The organism is Microbacterium phyllosphaerae, from assembly GCF_050628115.1.
Taxonomy (GTDB): domain Bacteria; phylum Actinomycetota; class Actinomycetes; order Actinomycetales; family Microbacteriaceae; genus Microbacterium; species Microbacterium phyllosphaerae_A.
On sequence record NZ_CP192502.1, the window covers coordinates 1,299,658 to 1,320,701 of the forward strand.

Consider the following 21,044-nt stretch of genomic DNA (forward strand, 5'->3'; position numbering starts at 1 on the left):
CGTCATGTCGTCGGATTCCCTGCACCGTGCCACCCGCGCCGAGCTGAGCGGGCTGGCGGTCGACGTCGCCCCGCTGCTGCTCGGGGCCGAGCTGCGCACGCTCGTGGCGGGCTCCGAGGTGCGCCTCCGGCTCACCGAGGTCGAGGCATATCACGGACATGGCACCGGCCCCCAGGCCGATCCGGGCTCGCACGCGCGCATGGGGCGCACCGCGCGCAACGCGACGATGTGGGGCGAGCCGGGGCATCTCTACGTCTACCTGAGCCACGGCATCCATTCGTGCGTCAACGTCGTGTGCGGGCCGGAGGGTCAGGCGGGCGGAATCCTGATGCGTGCGGGCGAGGTCGTCTCAGGAGTGGATGCCGTCGCCGTGCGCCGCGGCGCGATGCCGCCTCTCGCGAAGACGCCTCTCACGAAGACGGCGCTGCGTGACCTCGCGCGCGGGCCCGGCCGGTTCGGGCAGGCGGTGGGGTTGCGGCATCCGATCCACGACGGCATCGACGCGATCACCGGCGAGGAGTTCGAGGGCGCCCGCGCCGAGCTGTGGCTGCGCGACGAGCCGGTGGCCGAGGTCGCGACCGGGCCGCGGGTCGGCGTGGCGGGCATCGCCGGCACCGAGGCGTTCCCCTGGCGATTCTGGATCGCCGGCGACCCCACGGTCTCGTCGTTCCGCTGGGGGAGGGGCGCTCAGGCCGAGTCTCTCCAGACGACCGGTGTCGGCAGCAGGATCCCTTCGCGCGGACGCTGATCGTCGCGCAGCTGCGCCAGCACGGATGCCGCGGCCGCAGCCCCGAGGCCTTCCGCCGGTTGGTCGACCGTCGAGAGCTGCGGGGTGGTGCGGGTCGCCCAGGTGCTGTTGTCGAAGCCGACCACTCCCACGTCCTCTGGAACACGGCGACCGGCTTCGCGGAGCGCCCACATCGCGCCGGCCGCGACCGCATCGGAGGCGGCGAACACGCCGTCGATGTCGGGAGCGCGCTCGAGCAGCCGGGTCATGGCCGCGGCTCCATCGGCGTAGGAGTACAGCGGCACCTCTTCGACGAGATCCGCGTCGAAGGCGTCGCCGAGCGCGTCGGTGAACCCCGCGAGGCGATCCGTGCCCGAGTCGCGGTCGAGGGCTGCGGCGATCATGCCGACCCTCGTGCGCCCCGTCTCCAGGAGGCGTGAGGTCACGGCCTGCGCTGCCCCGCGGTTGTCGACGCCGACCCAGGCGGCATCCACGTCTGGCGGGTGGCCGACGTAGGTGACCGGAAGATCGAGCCGCATGACGGCCTTGGTGATCGGGTCCTGCGCACGGGCCGAGACGATGACGGCGCCGTCGACGAATCCGCCGTTGAGGTAGCGGGCGACGCGCTCGGTGTCTCGCACCGAGTCCACGACGAGGCACACCATCTGGTAGTCCGCTTCCGACAGCGTCTCGTTCGTGCCGAGCATGATGGCGCCGATGTTCGGGTCTTCGAGGAACAGCGCGTGCGGCTCGTGGACGATGAACGCGATGGCCTGCGTGCGCTGGCGCACGAGGTTCTGCGCCGCGGTGTTCGGCACGTAGCCGACCTCTCGGATCGCGTCCTCGATCGCGGTGCGCGCGGAGTCCGACACGTACCCGCCGTTGATCACGCGGCTGACGGTTCCTCTCGAGACGCCTGCCACGCGCGCCACGTCGTGCACGGTGCTGCGACGGCGGGCGGAAGTACTCATGATCGACAGCCTAGCGACCCGGACTTGACGGGATTCGCGAAGACATGCGACGATGTGTGCACGTTCACAGAAATCCCGATGCTGTCTTCATGCCGCGAGCTGTGCACGTGCACACATGAACCGCAAAGGAGCGTCACCGATGGCCGCCGCTGTGTCCGATCGCATCGCCACCCTCTCTGCAGGGCGCGGCCTCGTCTTCGGATGCGACTACAACCCCGAGCAGTGGGACCGCAGCGTCTGGCCCGAAGACGTGCGATTCATGCAGCAGGCCGGCGTAGGACTCGTGGCGATCAACATCTTCGGCTGGTCGTCGATCAACCCGGCCAGGGGAGTGTGGGACTTCAGCGCGCTCGACGAGATCATCGCGCAACTGCACGCCGCAGGGATCCGCATCAACCTCGGCACCGGCACCGCTTCTCCCGCACCATGGGTCACCGCGCAGCATCCCGAGATCCTTCCGGTCGGCGAAGACGGCACCGTCTTCCAGCAGGGCGGCCGCCAGGGCTACTGCCCGAGCTCGCCGCTGTTCCGCGCCTACGCCGCCGAGGTCGTCACCCGCGTCGTCGAACGCTACGGCGACCACCCCGCCGTGTCGCTCTGGCACGTGTCGAACGAGCTGGGCTGCCACAACGCGCTCTGCTACTGCGACACGAGCGCCGAGGCGTTCCGCGGGTGGCTGCGCGATCGCTACGACGACATCGACGCGCTGAACCGCGCGTGGGGCACGACGTTCTGGAGCCAGCGCTACAGCGACTTCGACGACGTGCGCGTGCCCGGCCAGGCGCTCTCGCTTCGCAACCCCGGTCAGATCCTCGACTTCCAGCGGTTCAGCTCCGACGAGCAGCTCGCTCTCTACCGCGCCGAAGCCGCGATCCTGCGCGAGCGCAGCGACGTGCCGGTGACGACCAACTTCATGGTCACCGCGCACATCCGCAACCTCGACTACTGGACGTGGGCGGGCGAGATGGACCTGATCGCCAACGACCACTACCTCGACCGTCGCCTCGACGACGCGCGGGGCGAGCTCTCGTTCGCCGCCGACCTCACCCGCGGCCTCGCGCAGGGCGCACCCTGGCTGCTCATGGAGACCTCGACGGGCGCCGTGAACTGGCAGCCGTACAACCTCGCCAAGGCTCCGGGTGAGCTGCGGCGCAACATCGCATCGCACGTCGCCCGCGGTGCCGACGGCATCTGCTTCTTCCAGTGGCGCGCATCGACGCAGGGGGCCGAGAAGTACCACACGGCCCTCGTGCCGCACGCGGGTGAGGACTCCGACCAGTGGCGCGAGGTCGTCGAGCTCGGCGGTCTGCTCGAGCGTCTCGGCGAGGTCGCCGGCACCCGTGTCGCCGCCGACGCCGCCCTGCTCTTCTCGTGGGAGAGCTGGTGGGCCGCCGAGAACGAGGGTCGACCGAGTGAGGCGCTGACCTACCTCGGCCAGGTGCACGCGGCGCACGCGGCACTGTCGGATGCCGGCGTCACCACCGACGTCGTGCGCCCGGGCAGTGACCTCGACGGCTACCGTCTGCTGATCGTGCCCGCCCTGCACCTCATCAGCGATGCGGATGCCGCCGCGATCGCCTGCGCGGTCGAGAAGGGCGCCACTGCTCTCATCACCTTCTTCAGCGGGATCGTCGACGAGGAAGACCGGGTCCGCACCGGGGGCTACCCCGGCGCGTTCCGCGAGCTGCTCGGCATCCGCTCCGAGGAGTTCGCGCCCCTCCGTCCCGACGAGTCGGTCACCCTGACCGACGGCACGACCGCGACAGTGTGGAGCGAGCGCCTGAAGGCCACGGATGCCGAGGTCATCGCGTCGTTCGTCGACGGCCCCGCCGCCGGACACCCCGCGATCACGCGGCGCGCGACGGGAGCGGGCGAGGCCTGGTTCCTCGGCACCCAGCCCGCTCGCGAGGACTACCGCGCACTGATCGCACGCCTCGCCGCATCCGCGAGTGTCGCGCCCGTCCCCGGCGCCGGACCCGACGTCGAGATCGTGCGCCGCACCGGCGACGCCGGCTCGTTCCTGTTCGTCATCAACCACGGATCCACGGATGCCGAGGTCGCGGCCGCAGGTCACGACCTCGTCACCGACGCCCCCGCCACCGGCCCGGTGCCGGCCGGTGCGGTCCGCATCATCAAGGAGGATGTATGACCACCACGCTCGCCGCTCCGGCGGTCGCCTCAGCGCCGAAGGCGCAGGGTCGGCGCCGACGCATTCCGCACAAGGGCGCCATCGCGTTCCTGATCGTGCCGTTCGGCATCCTGTTCCTCCTCTTCTACGTGGTGCCGATCGCCTACGCGTTCTGGCAGTCGTTGCTCGTGGTCGAGCGCGATGGAACCTTCGGCAAGGCGGAGGAGGTGTTCGGCGGCTTCGCCCAGTACGTGCTCGTGTTCCAGAACGAGGCATTCTGGAGCTCGATGGGGCGGATGCTGACGTTCGGCGTCGTGCAGGTGCCGGTCATGCTCGGCCTCGCCCTGCTGTTCGCCCTGCTGCTGGATTCACCGCTCGTGCGAGGCAAGCGCTTCTTCCGTCTCGCGTTCTTCGTGCCGTACGCGGTGCCCGGCGTCATCGCCGCCATCATGTGGGGCTCGCTGTTCTCGCCCAACCTGTCGCCGTTCACCGCGATCACGAAGCACATCGACTTCCTCGGAGCCGACCTCGTGCTGTGGTCGATCGCCAACGTCGTCACCTGGGTCTACGTCGGCTACAACATGCTGATCATCTACTCGGCGCTGCTCTCGATTCCCCAGGAGCTCTACGAGGCGGCGATCCTCGACGGCGCCGGTCAGTGGCGCATCGCCTGGTCGATCAAGATCCCGCTGGTGCGCCCCGCGATCGTCATGACCGCGATCTTCTCGATCATCGGCACGCTGCAGCTGCTCGCCGAACCCCAGGTCTTCCGCTCGTTCAGCTCGGCGGTCACCAGCACCTTCACGCCGAACATGACCGTGTACGCCACGGCATCCATTCCGAACACCAACCTGGCGGCCGCCTTCTCGGTCGTGCTCGCCGTGACGACCTTCGTGCTGTCGTTCGGATTCATGAAGTACATGCAGCGCAAGGAGCAGAACGCATGAGCACCATGACGATCGTCGCCCCCAAGGGCGCGCGAGCACAGGCCCCGCGGGGAAAGGGCGCTCGCGAATCGGGCATCTCCCGCACCGGCGCCATGCTGATCATGACCGTGTTCACGGTCTACTTCCTGCTGCCGCTGTGGTGGCTGCTCGTGGCCTCGAGCAAGGACACGGGTGACATCCTGACCACCGCTCCGCTGTGGTTCGCCGACTTCCATCTGCTCGACAACATCGCGGAGCTCTTCACCTACCGCGACGGAATCTACCTGCGTTGGCTGATGAACTCGGTGCTCTATGCGGCACTCGGCGGTGCCATCGCGACCCTGCTCGCCGCGATGGCCGGCTATGCCCTGGCGAAGTACCGGTTCCCCGGCCGCGACCTCATGTTCGACATCGTGCTCGGCGGTGTGCTGGTGCCGGCGACGGCCCTCGCGCTGCCGCTGTTCCTGATCTTCAGCCAGGCGCAGCTGACCAACACGTTCTGGTCGGTGTTCCTGCCGTCGATAGTGAGTCCGTTCGGCGTGTATCTGGCGCGGATCTTCGCGTCCTCGTCCGTGCCGGATGAACTTCTCGAGGCGAGCCGACTCGACGGGGCGGGCGAGATCCGCACGTTCTTCACCGTCAGCATCCGCCTGATGACCCCCGCTCTGGTGACGATGTTCCTCTTCCAGTTCGTGGCCATCTGGAACAACTTCTTCCTGCCGATGATCATGCTCCGCTCCGAGGAACTCTTCCCGGTCGTCTTCGGTCTCTACAACTGGAACAACCAGTTGAACCAGCTGCCGGAACTCCGCGGTCTCGTCCTGATCGGCGCGCTGCTGTCGGTCATCCCGCTGATCGTCACCTTCCTCCTGCTCCAGCGCTTCTGGCGCAACGGACTGGGCGCCGGCGCCCTGAAGTGAGCAGGCAGCCGACCGGACCGACCGGGCGGCGCACCACCCGCACCACACACCCGCACCACACACCCGCACCACCCCATCGCATCCACGAAAGGATCGAAATGCAGCATTCGAAGATGAAGGCAGCCGCTGTCATCGCCATCTCGGCATTCGCGCTCGCCGGTTGCTCGGCTTCCGGCGGAGACAGCTCCGGCACCGGCGGCGAGGCAGCCGCCTGCGCCCCGGCGGACGGCGACGTCACGCTCGAGTTCACCTCCTGGATCCCCGGCATCGAAGACGTCGTCGAGATCTGGAACGAGGCCAACCCCGAGATCCAGGTCGACGTGCAGACCGGCCCGAACGGCAACGGCGGCACGTACCAGAACTTCTTCAACCAGATCAAGGCGGGGGATGCCCCCGACCTCGGCCAGATCGAGTACGACGCGCTCCCGAACTTCCTCGTGCAGGACGGCCTGGAAGACCTCAGCGCCTGCGAGGACGTCGTCGCCGCAGAGGACCAGTTCGTCGACTGGGCCTGGGGACAGGTCACGCTCGGCACCGAGGGCGTCTACGGCGTTCCGCAGGACACCGGCCCCATGGCGCTGTTCTACCGCGCCGACCTGTTCGAGCAGAACGGCATCGCGATCCCCACCACGTGGGACGAGTATCGCGACGCCGCCGGGAAGATCCGGGCACTCGGCGGATACATCACCAACTTCTCGCAGTCCGACATCAACCAGTTCGCCGGCTTCGCCTGGCAGAACGGCGCGCAGTGGTTCTCGAGCGACGACGAAGGCTGGACGGTCTCGCTCGCCGATGACGCCACCACCACCGTCGCCGACTTCTGGCAGAGCATGCTCGACGATGATCTCGTCGCCACGGTTCCCGCCTGGACCGACGAGTGGAACAACGCCTACAACTCGGGTGAGGTCTGGACCTGGAACTCCGCCGTCTGGGGGGCCAACTCGATCTCGAGCGGCGCACCCGACACCGCTGGATCCTGGGCCGTGGCGCCCCTCCCGCAGTGGGAGGCCGGCGGCACCGCGGCAGGCAACTGGGGTGGATCGTCGACCGCCGTCCTCAAGGGCAGCGAGCACGTCTACGAGGCGGCGAAGTTCGCGCTGTGGCTCAACACCTCGGACGAGGCGCTGACCGCGCTCGCCGAGGCCGCCAACCTCTACCCGGCGACCACCGCGGGTCTCGAGCTCCCCGTCTACGCCGAGGGCGTCGAGTTCTACGGCGGACAGAAGATCTACGACGTCTTCGCCGACGCCGCCACCCAGGTCTCGCCCGACTTCGCGTGGGGCCCGACGATGACCCAGACCTACTCGGACGTGTCCGACGGGTTCAAGGCCGCGGTCTCGGGCAGCGGCACGCTGCTCGACGCGATCGAGAAGGGTCAGACGGCCACCGTCGACGCGCTCAAGGCCGCGTCGATCCCCGTCAAGGAGTAACACCCCTCGGAGGCCCGCCCGTATGCTCACGGGCGGGCCTCCCTTTTTCGTCTGGAGCGGCAATGAGCGAACTCGTCCACCTGACCTCGGCCGGCGTCAGCGTCGTCATCGACACGAAGAGTGCGCGCCTGCTGCACTGGGGTGCAGCGCTAGACGGCGCCGACCTCGAGGCGCTCGCCGGATCGTCGACCGGCTCGGTGACGTTCAGCTCGTTCGACGCCCCGCGCACCTTCCCGCTGCTGGCCGTCGAAGCCGACGGATGGTCCGGAGCCCCGGCGCTCGCCTGGCACCGCGGCGGGCTGCACAGCGCTCCGCTGCTGCGCTCGACCGGGTGGGAGACGACGGAGGCATCGCTGCGGGCGGAGTTCACGGATGCCGCAGCCGGCGCCTCGGTGGTGCTCGAGCTCGACCTGGATGCCGTCGGCGTGCTCACCGCGCAGGTGTCGGTGACGAGCACTGCGGATGCCGCCGAACCGCTCGACCTGCTCGCCGCGCGCATCCTGCTGCCGATACCCGCACATGCGACCGAGGTGCTCGACCACACCGGACGCTGGACGGGCGAGCGCCGACCACAGCGAGGTGCCCTGCGCCACGGAGCGCACCTGCGACAGGTGCGCCGTGGTCGCGGAGGCCACGACGCCCCGTACCTGACCGCGGTCGGCACCGACGGATTCGGCTTCCGTCGTGGCGAGCTCTGGACCGCGCACGTCGCGTGGAGCGGCGACCTCGAAGTCGGCGTCGAGAGGCTCCCCGAAGGCGCCGGCGTGCACGGCGCCGTGCTGGGTGGGGGAGAGCTGCTGCTGCCGGGCGAGATCCGGCTTGCGGCGGGGGAGGCCTACGTCTCGCCCCGGGTGTTCCTCACCTATGGCGAGAGCGGGCTCGACTCGGTGTCCGATCGCCTGCATCAGACCGTCCGGGCGTTCTCCGCGCACCCCACGACGCCGCGTCCTCTCGTGCTCAACACATGGGAGGCCGTGTACTTCGACCACGATCCGGCGAAGATCGTCGAACTCGCCGAGGCCGCGGCATCCGTCGGCGTCGAGCGATTCGTGCTCGACGACGGCTGGTTCCGCGGACGCCCCGACGATCGGTCGGGACTCGGCGACTGGTACATCGATCACTCCAAGTGGCCCGAGGGCCTGCGGTCGCTGGCCGAGCACGTGCACTCTCTCGGCATGCAGTTCGGGCTCTGGTTCGAACCCGAGATGGTGAACCCGGTGTCGGACCTCGCCGCACAGCATCCGGACTGGGTGCTGCAGGCATCCCCCGACTCGCCCACCTGGCGTCACCAGAAGGTGCTCGACCTGGCGAACCCGGAGGCCGCGGCCCACCTGCTCGAACGCCTCGACGCCCTGGTCTCGGAGGTCGGGATCGACTTCATCAAGTGTGACCACAACCGCGACCTGCACGCCGCAGTGTCGCCGCACACCGGCCGTGCGTCGGTGCATGCTCAGACGACCGCCTTCTACGCGCTGCTCGACGCGCTGCGTGAGCGGCATCCGTCTCTCGAGATCGAATCCTGCGCGAGCGGTGGAGCCCGCGTCGACCTCGGGGTGCTGCAGCGCACCCAGCGCGTGTGGGCCTCGGACTCGAACGATCCGATCGAACGTCAGCAGATCCAGCGGTGGACCGGCACGCTCGTGCCTCCGGAGGTCGTGGGGTCTCACGTCGGTCCGCTGATCGCCGAGACCACGCATCGCGCGGCATCCCTGCCTTTCCGCATGACGACCGCGCTGTTCGGTCATGCGGGCATCGAGTGGGACATCACCGGATGCACGGACGACGAGCGAGAGGCGCTGACGCGCTGGACCGCTCTGTACCGCGAGCTGCGGCCGCTGCTGCACTCGGGTGTCACCGTGCGCTCCGACGAGGTCGATGACGAGACCCTGCTGCACGGCGTGGTCGCGGTCGATGGATCACGGGGTGTCTTCGCCTGGGTGCGTCTCGGAGCCTCGGTCGACGCCTTCACGCCCCGCACCCGCATCCCCGGACTGCAGGCAGGGGAGCGATACCGGCTGCGCGTGCGCGAGGACGTCGGTGCGGTATCGCGCCACCAGGTCGCAGACCCCGCCTGGCTGGATGCCGGGATCGAGGCCACCGGCGCGTTCTTCGAGTCCGTCGGAGTGCCCCTGCCGCTGCTGGCACCGGGGGCGGCGCTGCTGCTCGAGGCCGTTCGGGTCTGAACCGGTCGTTCGAGTCTGATCCGGGCCATGCTAAACTGACTCTTTGTCTGCGCACACTCCTGTGCGTAGTTCGCGTGCTTCCCCTTCTTCAGTCGAGAGATCGGCGATGCGGGGTGGCGCGCAGACAAGGGATCTTGGGTGAGGCCGTCCGGTCTCACGGTATAGAAGGAGTCACATCATGGCAGCAGTGTGCCAGGTGACAGGAGCTGTTCCCGGCTTCGGTCACAACGTCTCGCACTCGCACCGCCGGACGAAGCGTCGCTTCGACCCGAACGTGCAGAAGAAGACCTATTTCGTCGCTTCGCTCGGTCGTAAGATCACGCTCAACGTGTCCGCCAAGGGCATCAAGGTGATCGACGTCCGCGGCATCGAGAACGTGGTCAAGGACCTCCAGGCGAAGGGTGTGAAGCTCTAATGGCCAAGAAGGCTCAGGACGTACGTCCGATCATCAAGCTGCGTTCGACGGCAGGTACGGGCTACACGTACGTGACCAAGAAGAACCGCCGCAACACCCCCGACCGCCTCGTGCTCAAGAAGTACGACCCGGTCATCCGTCAGCACGTCGAATTCCGAGAGGAGCGTTGATCAATGGCTAAGAAGAGCAAGATCGCTCGCAACGAGCAGCGCAAGGTCATCGTCGAGCGTTACGCAGAGCGTCGCGCCGAGCTGAAGAAGACCCTGGTCGACCCGAACGCCACCGACGAGGCCCGCGAGGCCGCACGCGTCGGCCTGCAGAAGCTGCCGCGCAACGCGTCGCCGGCTCGCGTGCGTTCGCGCGACGTCATCGACGGCCGCCCCCGCGGTGTCCTCACGAAGTTCGGCATCTCGCGTGTCCGCTTCCGTGACATGGCACACCGCGGTGAGCTGCCCGGTGTCACCAAGTCGAGCTGGTAAGTCTCAGCAGACAAGCCGAAAGGGGCGAGGATCTTCGGATCCTCGCCCCTTTCGCTGTGCCCGGGGCCGAGTGCGGGCTGAGGTTCGCTGCATCATCGCCACCCCCTTCAGCACGAAGAAATATTAGTACTTGGGATTATTGAAATATTAATGTATTCTTGGGGTATCAGCCACCCGCTGATCCGTCGGACCGAGAGTTCTGGAGCCGGCGCCCGCGACGCAGTCGCGAAGACCCACTGAAGGAATCCCATGAACCCCGAGAACCTCCCCGTGCAGCGCGCCTCGCGCTCGCGCTCGCGCATCGCTCCGCCCGCCGTGCCCGCTCTTCTCGTGAGCCTCGCGCTGGTCGCCGCATCGGTCGGAGTCGGCACCGCCCCGGCATCCGCCTCCGCGACCTCGGAAGACGGCGCCTCGGTGCAGTCGACCGTCGAGACGAACGACTCAGCGGGAGCGGATGCCGCATCGCCTGAGGCCGGTGCGCCGGTCGCCGAGGCTCCGGCAATTGAGGTGCCGGCAACCGTCTCTCCTGTCGTCGAAGTGCCGGCAACCGACGCTCCCGTCGTCGAGGCTCGTGAGGATGATGTCGCCGCGGCGGAAGCCTCCGCCGCCGAGGGCGAGCCCTCTGCGCCGGTCACCGCTGCCGACGCGGCTATCCTCGCTACCGCGGTCAACATGCAGAGTTACACGGGCGGCACCGTCACGCTCGTGACCCCGGGGCAGACGTTCGAACAGGGCAACACCATCCGCAACATGGGGCCGGTGGGCGTCCCGGCGAACGCTGCCCGACTGCACTACCGCGCCGACAACGGGCTGATCATCGCCAGCTCGAACCTGCGCAACGTCGGCGTCAACGGCACGCGTACCCGCGCCTGCACACTCGGCGGAGGAGGCGTCACCCTCGAATGCGCCACCCAGTCGAACTGGAACCCGATCGGAGCTTCGACGACGGGCAACTCGTACTCGAACTTCTACACGAGCGTCCGGATTCCCGCCGATGCGATCCCCGGCACCACGTATGCGCTGCACTACTCGTTCGACTTCGACTCCGCGGTCTACGAGAACACCAACCGCCTGACGTCTGCCACCTGGTACTACCGGGTCCGCGTTCCCGCACCGGTCATCGAGACCTCCGCCGCTCCGGTCGGTCCGAATGCGGAAGTGGTCGGCACGGGCGTTCCCGGAGCCACGGTGTATCTCTCCCAGTACAACGGGGCGGCGCTCGGAACGGCCGTCGTGGGGGCAGACGGTCGCTGGAGCATCATCCCGTCGATCCCGTTCGCGGATGGTCTCAACACGATCTCGGCGTACCAGCATTCGGTGGATGCCGACTCGATCCAGAGTGGTGCGGTGCTCACCGTCGACGCGCAGGTCGACGCTCCGACCGTGGTCGCCCCCGAGGGCGAGCAGGATCTCACGCAGCCCGTCGAGCTGACGGGCGAGGGCGAACCGGGCGCGACGATCGAGGTGCGCGACGATGCCGGTGACGTCGTGTGCTCCACCACCGTCGAGTCCGACGGCACGTGGACCTGCGTCATCCCTGCTCTCGACGACCGTGACCAGGACCTCTCCGTCATTCAGAAGGATGGCGTCGGCAATGTCAGCACTCCGGTCGCCGTCAGCATCCACAAGACTTCCGCCCCGGCTCCCCAGCCCGGTGGCGGATCCACCCCGGAGGCGGGCCCCCAGCCCGCATCCGGATCCGCTGCCGATCCGATCTCCCCATCGGATGCGTCTGCGTCCTTGACGGCGCCGGCGCGGGCGGCGGAATTGGCTGCCACGGGCGGTGAGGTCGACGGCATCCTTCTGGGCGCCGGTGGACTCCTGCTCGTCGTCGGCATCCTGTCTCTCGCGATTCCCCGTCGCAGAGTGCAGTAGGCCGCCAGACAGCCGGGAGGGGCGAGGATCTTCGGATCCTCGCCCCTTTCGTATTCCTGCGGGCGTGCCGTCACGCCGCCCGCGGCCCTTGCGTGTCCCGCACCTTTGCGTGTCCCGCACCTTTGCGTGTCCCGCATCTTTGCGTGTCCCGCATCCCTCGCGCCCCGCGCCTTGCGCCCCTTCGCGCTTTTGCACCCCCTCGCGCCTCCCCCGGGAGGAGAACTGCGCTTCGGGAGGAGAGATCCACGGATTCTGTCCGCCCGAAGCGCAGTCCTCCGCCCGAGGCGCAGGACGAAAGCGCGGAGTAGTCACGACGGGGCGGGAGGGCGGCGGCGTGCCGCGGCACCACCTCTTCTGCACGCAGCAGCGAACGATCCGATCGACGCACGATTCGTGGGATCGGAGCGAACTTCGGAGGCCGCCATCGACGATCCTCTATCCGTGACCCCGAAACAGGCCCTGGCCCAGCACGATGGCGTGGCGCGCACCGAGACGCTGAGTCGGCTCGGCGTCAGCCGGCACTCCATTCGGTCCGCGGTGCAACGCGGTCAGGTCATCTCCGTCCGCCGGGGGTGGGTCGCGTTGCCGGGCGCCGACCCGATGCTCCTGGCCGCTGCGCGCCGTGGGGTGGTCCTGAGCTGCGTCACTCTTGCGGCGCGAAAGGGGCTGTGGGTGCTCGACGCCTCCGAGCCGCATGTCGCCGCACCGGCGAGGTCGGGTCATGTGGCTGTCTCGCGCGGAACGATCCACTGGAATGAGCCGGTGTTTGCGAGGAACCCCGACTCACGAGAGGATTCACTCGAGAATGCACTGATCGTGGTCGCAGGGTGTCAGCCCTACGAGAGCGCTCTTGCTACGTGGGAGTCGGCCATGCGGCAGTCTCTCGTGGATCCGGGGATGCTCGAGCGAGCTCCGCTTCCGCCGAAGGCCCGACGGCTTCTCGCCGATGCCCGGCCGTTCGCCGATTCGGGCACGGAGAGCATCTTCCAGACACGATTGCGGTGGTTGGGAATCCCCGTGGTGCCGCAGGTCTGGATACTCGGCCATCGGGTCGACTTCGTCATCGGCGAACGTCTCGTCGTCCAGATCGACGGTGGACACCATTTCGGGCAGCAGCGCACGAGCGACATCGCCCACGATGCCCTTTTGAAGCTGCACGGATATCACGTGATCCGCATCGGCTATGACCAGCTGATGGGTCAGTGGGCACAGGTGCAGCAGGTGATTCTGGCCGCCGTCGGGCAGCGACTTCATCTCGCGGCCTGAGTGCGCCTGACCCCCGGGAGGAGAACTGCCTCTGGGGAGGAGAGAATCCGTGGATCTCTCCTCCCGAGAGACAGTTCTCCTCCCGAGGGGACAAGGAGGGACAAGGAGGGGCTGCGCCCCACCATCAGACGGATGCTGTCGCGTGCGCCACCGCCCAGGTGAGCGCGTAGTCGGCGATCTCTTCCCAACCGTCCTGGCTGACGAGCCGGTGGGTGCGGCCTGCGTACTCCTTGTACTCGACGATGGCGGGGCTGCCGGAGGAGCGGTACTTCTTGACGATCGCCCGACCGATGGCCGGCGGCACGACGTGGTCGATCTCGCCGGTGATGACGAGCAGTGGCGCGCGGTCGGCGCGGGCGTAGTCGACGTGGGTGACGCCACCCTTCTCGTCGAGCACCGAGGTCACGCCCTCGAAGAACACCCGGTTGTAAGAGTTCACGGCGTAGTCCTCCCAGAGGGCGTCGGATGCCGCGCGCGACAGGTCGTTGCCGAACGTGAAGTGGAAGTGGCGCTTCGACAGCGGCTTGGCGCCGTTGCGGCCGAACGGGTTCGACAGGATCGGCGTTCCGGTCCAGAGCGTCGAGAGGGGGAGCGCGGTGACACCGGCGGTCTGTCCGGGGGCAACGCCCACGTAGGCGGCGCCGAGTCCGCGGTCGGCGAGCATCTGGGTGAGCACCCCGCCGAACGAGTGGCCCATGATGATCGGCTTCACGGGGAGTGAGCGGATGATGCGCTCGTAGTTGTCGGCGATCTGCGTGAGGCCGATGCCCTTCAATGCCGACGGGTCGCGGCGGATGTCCTCGACCGAGCGGTCATCGATGCCGGGCCAGCCGGGAACGATCACTTCATGGCCCTGGGCGCGGAAGTGCTCTGCCCACGTGTTCCAGCTCTTGGGTGTCATCCAGAGTCCGTGGATGAGGACGATCGGGGTCTTCTCGGTGCTGCTCATTGTCTCTTCTCTTTTCTGCCCCCGCCCGGTGCGAGTGCGTTACGCTGATAGTAGACCGAACGTTCTATCTACCGCAACCTATTCCCGAAACTCACAAGTCGCGGTTCGAAACCCGCGGTTCGGATGACACGATGAGAGGGATCACCATGGACACCACCACTCGCACGACGACGACCGACGCTTCGACCACCGACGCTCCCAAGCGGCCCAGCGCAGCCCGCACTCGGCTGATCGACAGCGCGACGAGGCTCTTCTATGAAGAGGGAATCCACGCGGTCGGCGTCGACCGGATCATCGAGGAGGCCGCCGTGACCCGGGCGACCCTCTACAAGCAGTTCGGTGGCAAGGAGAATCTCGTCCTCGCCTACCTGCGCAATGAAGACGAGATGCTGCGTTCGATGTTCGCCGACGCCGGAGCCGAGGTCGCCGACCCCGCTCAGCTGGTCGACGCAGTGATCGAGGGCATCGCCGCCGACATCCGCCTGCGGCACACGCGCGGATGCCCGTTCATCAACGCGGCGGCGGAGTACCCGGATGCCGAGGGCGCCGTGCGCCAGCTGATCGAGGAGCACCGGGAGTGGTTCCGCTCCACCCTGCAGGGTGTGGCCGAGCTGGCAGGTCTCAACAGCCCCGCCGAGGTCGCGGCCTCGCTCGTGCTGCTGCGCGATGCGGCCCTCGTCGGGGGTTACCTCGACGGAGAGGACCGCGTCGCTCCGGCCTTCGAGCGCACCGCCCGCTCCGTGGTCGACGCGCACCGCTCGCGCTGACAGGCGCATTCGATGATCCAGCGGGTGGCAGCGGGCACCGGACGGATGCCGGCGGATGCGTGGCGGATCGGTGGCGGCCGACCGGCGGCTGACTGGCGTACCGCTGGCGTGGCGGTGGATGGCGACCGATCGGGAGCATGGAGCACATGAACACGACACGAATCACCGAGCTGCGCCAGGCGCAGGGCTGGACGCAGGAGCGGCTGGCGAACGAGAGCGGAATCGGGCTCCGAACCGTGCAGCGGCTCGAGGCGGGGCACGATGCGAGCCTCGAGACTCTCTCGCTCGTCGCCGATGCGCTGCAGGTTCCGGTGCGGGACCTCTTCACCGCGATCGACGACGACGCGCTCAGCAGTCGAGTGGACTCGCTGCAGCAGCGGACCGACGATCAGCAGGCATCGCGCGACCGGACCACGAAGGCCTGGCGCTGGCTCTACGTCGGAATCGGCATCGTCTGCACCCTGCTCAGCTTCACGTTCCCCTACGGTCTCGTCCTCTTCCTCTCGTACTGGGTCGGCGGCTACGTGATCCTCAGCGCACTGCGTCGGATCGTCCTCGAGCCGCAGCTCGATGCCCGCTTCCCCCTTTCGAAGGAGACGCGAACGCGCCGGGCGAAGCGCCGTGCAGCGGCGGCCGCAGCGGGGTCGGCATCGGATTCCCGCAGCGATCAGGTGCCCAGCGCGCCATCCGCGCAGTGATCGCGGGCTGAACCGGGGCCCGGATCGCTGGCGCATCCGCGCCGGATTCAAGACCCTGAGACGCCGCCACACGAGTCACATTCGTCACTTCTGCACCACGACACGCCGCCGAAAAGCCCAAAACCCGCGAAATGACGCGGAAATGTGGGTGGTGGTTGGTACATTCAAGGCGGTCACTCGACCAACGGAGGGCATCAGCCCCCCGAACACCAACGATGCGACGGGAACCTCGTCGCTGGAGGATGACATGGCTGACAAGTCCATCACCAAGACCGAGCTCGTCGCGAGCATCGCTTCCGCCACCGGCCAGAGCCAGGCCACCGTCTCCGGTGTCCTCGACGCGCTGTTCTCCTCGGTCTCCGACGCTGTTGCCAAGGGCAGCAAGGTCTCGATCCCGGGCTGGATCTCGTTCGAGCAGGTCGCGACCGCAGCTCGCACGGGTCGCAACCCCCAGACCGGCGCCGAGATCAAGATCCCGGCCGGCCACCGCGTCAAGGTGACCGCTGGTTCCAAGCTCAAGGCTGCCGTCAAGTAAGACCGCACCTCTTCGAAGGCCGCTCCCGATCAGTCGGGGGCGGCCTTCGTGCTTTCTCCCCGATGCGGCGGCTTAGGCTTGTGGTGTGAGTGCCCGCGCCGTGCAGACCCCGACCAGCTCCGCGTATCGCGCGGGCGGAATCGGCATCCTCCTCGCGGCCGCACTGATCGGCGTGCTCATCGCCCTCGCGTTCGGCGGGGGTGCGGCGCCACTGCTGCTGCAGGACCCCGGTCCGTTCGTGCGGTGGGCCACCCCGATCGTCAAGCTCGTCATGAACATCGCCTCGGCGGCGATGCTCGGCTCGCTCGTGCTCGCGCTCTTCGCGCTGCGCAGCGAGGAGAAGTCTTTCGACCTCGCGCTCAACACGGCATCGATCGGCGCCGCGGTCTTCACGGTCACGGCCGGCATCGGCGGGTTCTTCACCTTCATGGCGGCGTTCAACCCGCAGCTGAGCGCGGAGCGCGAATTCGGCCAGCAGCTCGGCCGCTTCCTGCTGGAGCTGCCGCTCGGACAGTCCTGGCTGATCACCACGATCATGGGCTCGGTCATCACGGTCCTCGCGTTCGCGTGGCGCACGTGGACTCCCACCCTCATCACGGCGCTCCTCGCCGCGGCATCCTTCCTGCCTCTCGCGACGCAGGGGCACTCGGGTGAGCTCTCGGGTCACAACATCGCGGTCAACTCGATCCTGCTGCACACGATCGGCGCCGCCGTGTGGCTCGGCGGTCTGCTGCTCGTCGTGATCCTGCGCGGCCGCTCGGGCATCGGCACCGCGCAGCTCGTCAGTCGCTATTCGAGCCTCGCGATCGCGGCCTTCGCCGTCGTCGCGATCTCGGGACTCACCCGCTCGTTCGTCGCCCTCGGCGACATCTCGCAGCTGTGGACGCCGTACGGCATGATCCTGCTCGCGAAGGTCGTGCTGCTGGGCGCCATGGGCCTGCTCGGCGCCTGGTACCGCATCCGGCTGATCCCTCGTCTTGACGGGGCGAACGCCTCACGCTGGTTCTGGATGCTGGTGCTGTGCGAGGTCGCGCTGATGGGTCTCGCCTCCGGTGCCGCCGCCGCGCTCGCGCGCACCCCTCCGCCCACCGGCGAGGAGGCCGCCTTCGTGCAGACTCCGGCTGAGAACCTCACCCGCTCGCCGTTGCCGCCGGAGTTCACGATCGACCGCTGGTTCACGGCGTGGGACATCGACGTGCTCTGGCTGGTCGCCGCGGGCTTCGGTCTGTTCCTCTATCTCGCCGGCGTCCGTCGCCTGCGGCTGAGAGGCGACCGCTGGCCGATCCACCGCACGATCTTCTGGGTGCTGGGCATGCTGATGCTCGTGTGGGTCACGGGCGGCCCGATCAACGCCTACCAGGAGTACCTCTTCAGCGTGCACATGCTCGGGCACATGATGCTGTCGATGGCGATCCCGCTGCTGCTGGTCTCAGGCGCGCCGATCACCCTGGCGCTGCGCGCGATCCACAAGCGCGACGACGGCACCCGAGGTGGCCGTGAGTGGATCATGTGGGCGGTACACTCGCCGTTCTCGCGCGTCGTCACGCATCCGTTCGTCGCGGCCGGCATCTTCATCCTGTCGCTTTGGGCGTTCTACTTCACCGACCTCGTGCGCTGGTCGATGTTCGAGCACCTGGGCCATGAATGGATGGTCGCTCACTTCCTGATCTCGGGCTACCTGTTCGTGATGAGTCTGATCGGTGCCGACCCGGTGCCGTACCGCCTGCCGTACCCCGGCCGCCTCATCACCCTGATCGCGATCATGGCGATGCACGCCTTCTTCGGCATCGCGATCATGATGCAGGAGGGGCTGATGGTCGCCGACTGGTTCGGCGCGATGGGGCGCACCTGGGGACCGACGCCGATGGACGATCAGTACATCGGAGGCGGCATCGCCTGGTCGATCGGTGAGATCCCGACCCTGATCCTCGCCATCACGGTGGCGATCCAGTGGAGCCGCGACGACACCAAGGTGCAGAAGCGCCGCGACCGGCATGCGGATCGCACCGGTGAGGCCGAGCTCGAGGAATACAACGCGAAGCTCGCGGCTCTGGCCGAGCGCGACCGGCGCGAGGCCGAACGCCAGGCACGCTGAGACTGCGCTGAGCGGGTCGGACGGGACGCCGACCGACCCGCTCAGTCGGTCGTCTCCTCGTCGGGCGATCCGACGCGGATCGAGGCCGACCCGTCGGGGAGGATCGTGATCGATCCGTTGACCTGGAACGCGACGTCCTCGGACACCTCCTGCACGGAGCCGTCGAACAGCGAACGGATCTCGACCTCGACATGCGCCACGGCATCGGTCGGGGGGATCTTCCAGTGCCCGCCGTCGGGGACGACGGTGACCTGAGGCTGGTTCGCGATGGACCACTCCGGCAGCGACGCGATGCGGTTGGAGACCTGCAGCCCGAACGGGCAGGCGGTCGGCTGCAGCACCTGCTGCGACGTGCACGCGGTGAGGAATTCCTCGACGCGCTGCTGCACGACCGAGACGAAATCGGCCGTGGGGGTGGTCTGCACGTCGACCGGCGTGGTGGCGAGCGGCGAGTCGGCGAGGACGCCGACCCCGTCGGAGTCCGAGATCGGGGTGTCGACCGTCACCGAGTACAGCCCCGGCGTGAAGACGAGCAGCGGAAGCGGGTCGAGCGGGGCCGCGTCGGCGCCGGCGAACGACACCTGCCGTCGGTCGACCTCGAAGCCGTTCACGGCGAACTGGTCCGCACCGCGCAGGGTCAGCTCGACCACCGCGAGGGGGCTGTCGGTGAAGCGCCAGTTCGGGGTCACCCCCGCCCAGCCGTCCTGCTCGACCGTGAAGGTCGTGATGCCCGAGTGCTCGGCCGCCTTGTACGAGACGGTCACGGCGGTCCTGTCGCCGTCTGGCTTCTCGGACACCACCTCGACGTCGGTGAGCGGGGCGAGGGCTGCGTGCCGGAGCAGGGCCTCGGATGCCGTGGCGCCGATGCCCGCCGCCTCGAGCGTCTCGCGGTCGACCGCGACACCGGGGATGCGCAGAGCATCGGCCGCACGACCCTCCGAGAGGAGGTCGAGGTAGCGCACCACGAACGCGGAGGGCCCGTAGAACTGCCGGTACAGGGTGGCCCCGCCTGCGCCGAGAGCGGCGACGAGCAGCAGACCGATGACCGAGAGCAGCGCGAGGTCGGCGACGAGGCGCGAACGCCGGGGCGCCTCCGTCTCGACCTGCTGCATGGCGTCAGTCTAGGAGGGCGGCCTGGGACGGAGCCGAGCATGGCGTCGCTCTGTGACGGGCACGCTCGGCTGTGTCCGTCGGGTGCCGGGCCGCAGCGCCACGTAGCATGGGGGAGCGCGTGTTCCGCGTGCGCTTTCCGCCGTCGTCCCGTGTGAGAGATCCGTGTCGCTTCCCGCCCTGTCCGAAGAGCAGCAAGAGCTGTTCCGGCTGATCGAGGACACCGGTGAGCACGTCTTCATCACCGGGCGCGCGGGCACCGGCAAGTCGACGCTGCTGCAGTACTTCTCGTGGAACACGAAGAAGCAGATCGCGATCTGCGCTCCCACCGGGGTCGCGGCCCTGAACGTCGAGGGGCAGACGATCCACTCGCTGTTCCGCTTGCCGATCGGCCTGATCGGCGACTCGGACATCGATCAGAACGACAACACCCGCCGCATCCTGAACGCGATCGAGACGCTCGTGATCGACGAGATCTCGATGGTCAACGCCGACCTCATGGATGCGATGGATCGTTCCCTCCGACAGGCGCGGGGCAAGCGCGGCATCCCCTTCGGCGGGGTGCAGATCGTGATGTTCGGCGACCCGTATCAGCTCGCGCCCGTGCCTCCGCGAGGTGACGAGCTGCGCTACGTGAAGGACCACTACCGCTCGTTCTGGTTCTTCGATGCCAAGGTCTGGGCAGGAGCGGCGGGCGGCGAGGCCCCGGACGACGACGGCGGGCTCTTCGCCGTCGACACCCGAGCCGAGCTGCACGTGCGGGAGCTCGTGCAGATCCACCGTCAGTCGGATGACGGATTCAAGGCCATGCTGAACGCCGTGCGCTACGGACGGGTCACCGCCGAGATCGCGGGCGTGCTGAACACCCAGGGTGCTCGCACGCCCCCCGACCCCGAGCCGGGTGAGGTGCCGATGATCACCCTCGCGACCCGCAACGACATCGTGAACACGATCAACAGCCGCCACCTGGCCGCCCTCCCCGGCAAGGAGCAGACGGCGCGGGCCGAGGTCAGCGGCGAGTTCGGCAAGGGCGAGGCATCACTGCCCGCCGAGTCGGAGCTGAAGCTCAAGATCGGCGCGCAGGTGATGTTCCTCCGCAATGACACGTCGATGTCCGGCGAGCCGCCTCGGTGGGTGAACGGCACGATCGGCACGGTCGTCCGGATCCTCGGCGAGACCGTGCGGGTCGAGATCGACGGCGAAGAGGTCGACGTCGAGCCCGCCGTCTGGGAGCGCTTCCGCTATTCCTACGAGCCGAGCACCAAGAAGCTGAGCCGCGACGTCGTGGCCGAGTTCACGCAGTTCCCGCTGCGTCTCGCGTGGGCCGTCACGATCCACAAGTCGCAGGGCAAGACCTACGACCGCGCGATCATCGATCTGGGCTCCGGTGCCTTCGCACCGGGACAGACGTACGTCGCGCTCTCGCGCCTCACCTCCCTCGACGGGCTCTACCTGTCGAGGGCACTGCGACCGAGCGACATCCGGGTCGACGAAGACGTGCGCCGCTTCATGCGCGATGCGTGGCTCGCAGCATCCACCCCCGAGGTCGGCAAAGGCTGAGGAGCAACCT

At 68.2% G+C, this 21,044-nt stretch carries 19 protein-coding genes; 16 read left to right on the top strand and 3 right to left on the bottom strand.

From position 1 onward, the window contains the following. Positions 1 to 4: 4 nt before the first annotated feature. Positions 5 to 748, top strand: a complete 744-nt coding sequence (locus tag ACQ4LY_RS06005; protein ID WP_431075105.1) for a DNA-3-methyladenine glycosylase — start codon at positions 5 to 7, stop codon at positions 746 to 748. On the opposite strand, the gene ACQ4LY_RS06010 is transcribed toward ACQ4LY_RS06005, so the two are convergent. Next, entirely contained in the window at positions 688 to 1,698 is a 1,011-nt protein-coding gene (locus ACQ4LY_RS06010) for a LacI family DNA-binding transcriptional regulator (RefSeq protein WP_431075106.1), read from the bottom strand. The genes ACQ4LY_RS06005 and ACQ4LY_RS06010 overlap by 61 nt on opposite strands. A 139-nt stretch (positions 1,699 to 1,837) precedes the next feature. On the opposite strand from ACQ4LY_RS06010, the gene ACQ4LY_RS06015 reads away from it, so the two are divergent. The 10 genes from ACQ4LY_RS06015 to ACQ4LY_RS06060 all read left to right on the top strand — a co-directional run bounded on the left by ACQ4LY_RS06015 (position 1,838) and on the right by ACQ4LY_RS06060 (position 13,320). Beyond that, a complete protein-coding gene (locus tag ACQ4LY_RS06015; protein ID WP_431075108.1) occupies positions 1,838 to 3,847 on the top strand; it encodes a beta-galactosidase in 2,010 nt (669 codons plus the stop codon). Next, positions 3,844 to 4,773, top strand: coding sequence for a carbohydrate ABC transporter permease (locus tag ACQ4LY_RS06020; protein WP_431075109.1), 930 nt, complete (start codon positions 3,844 to 3,846; stop codon positions 4,771 to 4,773). Before ACQ4LY_RS06015 ends, ACQ4LY_RS06020 begins: the two co-directional genes overlap by 4 nt. Then, positions 4,770 to 5,672, top strand: a complete 903-nt coding sequence (locus ACQ4LY_RS06025) for a carbohydrate ABC transporter permease (protein ID WP_431075111.1) — start codon at positions 4,770 to 4,772, stop codon at positions 5,670 to 5,672. The genes ACQ4LY_RS06020 and ACQ4LY_RS06025 overlap by 4 nt, the downstream gene beginning before the upstream one ends. Positions 5,673 to 5,770: 98 nt before the next feature. After that, the gene (locus ACQ4LY_RS06030) at positions 5,771 to 7,102 is read left to right on the top strand and encodes an ABC transporter substrate-binding protein (protein WP_431075113.1); all 1,332 of its coding nucleotides are present in this window, start codon (positions 5,771 to 5,773) and stop codon (positions 7,100 to 7,102) included. 62 nt (positions 7,103 to 7,164) lie between these two features. After that, positions 7,165 to 9,285, top strand: a complete 2,121-nt coding sequence (locus ACQ4LY_RS06035) for an alpha-galactosidase (protein ID WP_431075114.1) — start codon at positions 7,165 to 7,167, stop codon at positions 9,283 to 9,285. 178 nt (positions 9,286 to 9,463) lie between these two features. Next, entirely contained in the window at positions 9,464 to 9,700 is a 237-nt protein-coding gene (gene rpmB / locus ACQ4LY_RS06040; RefSeq protein WP_042540533.1) for a 50S ribosomal protein L28, read from the top strand. Beyond that, positions 9,700 to 9,870, top strand: a complete 171-nt coding sequence (gene rpmG, locus ACQ4LY_RS06045) for a 50S ribosomal protein L33 (protein ID WP_017203558.1) — start codon at positions 9,700 to 9,702, stop codon at positions 9,868 to 9,870. The genes rpmB and rpmG overlap by 1 nt, the downstream gene beginning before the upstream one ends. 3 nt (positions 9,871 to 9,873) lie before the next feature. Next, positions 9,874 to 10,179, top strand: a complete 306-nt coding sequence (gene rpsN, locus ACQ4LY_RS06050; RefSeq protein WP_017829734.1) for a 30S ribosomal protein S14 — start codon at positions 9,874 to 9,876, stop codon at positions 10,177 to 10,179. A gap of 249 nt (positions 10,180 to 10,428) precedes the next feature. Further along, positions 10,429 to 12,054: an Ig-like domain-containing protein gene (locus ACQ4LY_RS06055; RefSeq protein WP_431075116.1), complete on the top strand. Its 1,626-nt coding sequence runs from the start codon at positions 10,429 to 10,431 to the stop codon at positions 12,052 to 12,054. 441 nt (positions 12,055 to 12,495) lie between these two features. After that, on the top strand, positions 12,496 to 13,320 hold the full coding sequence (locus ACQ4LY_RS06060) for a DUF559 domain-containing protein (RefSeq protein WP_431075117.1): 825 nt from the start codon (positions 12,496 to 12,498) through the stop codon (positions 13,318 to 13,320). A 124-nt stretch (positions 13,321 to 13,444) separates the two neighbouring features. On the opposite strand, the gene ACQ4LY_RS06065 is transcribed toward ACQ4LY_RS06060, so the two are convergent. Continuing rightward, on the bottom strand, positions 13,445 to 14,269 hold the full coding sequence (locus ACQ4LY_RS06065) for an alpha/beta hydrolase (protein WP_431075118.1): 825 nt from the start codon (positions 14,267 to 14,269) through the stop codon (positions 13,445 to 13,447). Positions 14,270 to 14,415: 146 nt separating this feature from the next. Here ACQ4LY_RS06065 and ACQ4LY_RS06070 point away from each other — a divergent pair, with 146 nt between their 5' ends. The 4 genes from ACQ4LY_RS06070 (at position 14,416) to ACQ4LY_RS06085 (ending at position 18,364) form a co-directional block, all read left to right on the top strand. Beyond that, a complete protein-coding gene (locus ACQ4LY_RS06070; protein WP_431075119.1) occupies positions 14,416 to 15,036 on the top strand; it encodes a TetR/AcrR family transcriptional regulator in 621 nt (206 codons plus the stop codon). 146 nt (positions 15,037 to 15,182) lie between these two features. Next, positions 15,183 to 15,734 (top strand): helix-turn-helix domain-containing protein, encoded by a 552-nt coding sequence (locus ACQ4LY_RS06075; RefSeq protein WP_431075120.1) that lies wholly within the window; start codon positions 15,183 to 15,185, stop codon positions 15,732 to 15,734. A gap of 247 nt (positions 15,735 to 15,981) precedes the next feature. Continuing rightward, positions 15,982 to 16,269, top strand: a complete 288-nt coding sequence (locus ACQ4LY_RS06080; protein ID WP_042541574.1) for an HU family DNA-binding protein — start codon at positions 15,982 to 15,984, stop codon at positions 16,267 to 16,269. An 85-nt stretch (positions 16,270 to 16,354) separates the two neighbouring features. Next, positions 16,355 to 18,364 (top strand): cytochrome c oxidase assembly protein, encoded by a 2,010-nt coding sequence (locus tag ACQ4LY_RS06085; protein ID WP_431075121.1) that lies wholly within the window; start codon positions 16,355 to 16,357, stop codon positions 18,362 to 18,364. A gap of 41 nt (positions 18,365 to 18,405) precedes the next feature. On the opposite strand, the gene ACQ4LY_RS06090 is transcribed toward ACQ4LY_RS06085, so the two are convergent. After that, positions 18,406 to 19,476: a hypothetical protein gene (locus tag ACQ4LY_RS06090; protein ID WP_431075122.1), complete on the bottom strand. Its 1,071-nt coding sequence runs from the start codon at positions 19,474 to 19,476 to the stop codon at positions 18,406 to 18,408. Between the two features lie 163 nt (positions 19,477 to 19,639). On the opposite strand from ACQ4LY_RS06090, the gene ACQ4LY_RS06095 reads away from it, so the two are divergent. Continuing rightward, positions 19,640 to 21,034, top strand: a complete 1,395-nt coding sequence (locus ACQ4LY_RS06095) for an ATP-dependent DNA helicase (RefSeq protein ID WP_431075123.1) — start codon at positions 19,640 to 19,642, stop codon at positions 21,032 to 21,034. Positions 21,035 to 21,044: the final 10 nt, after the last annotated feature.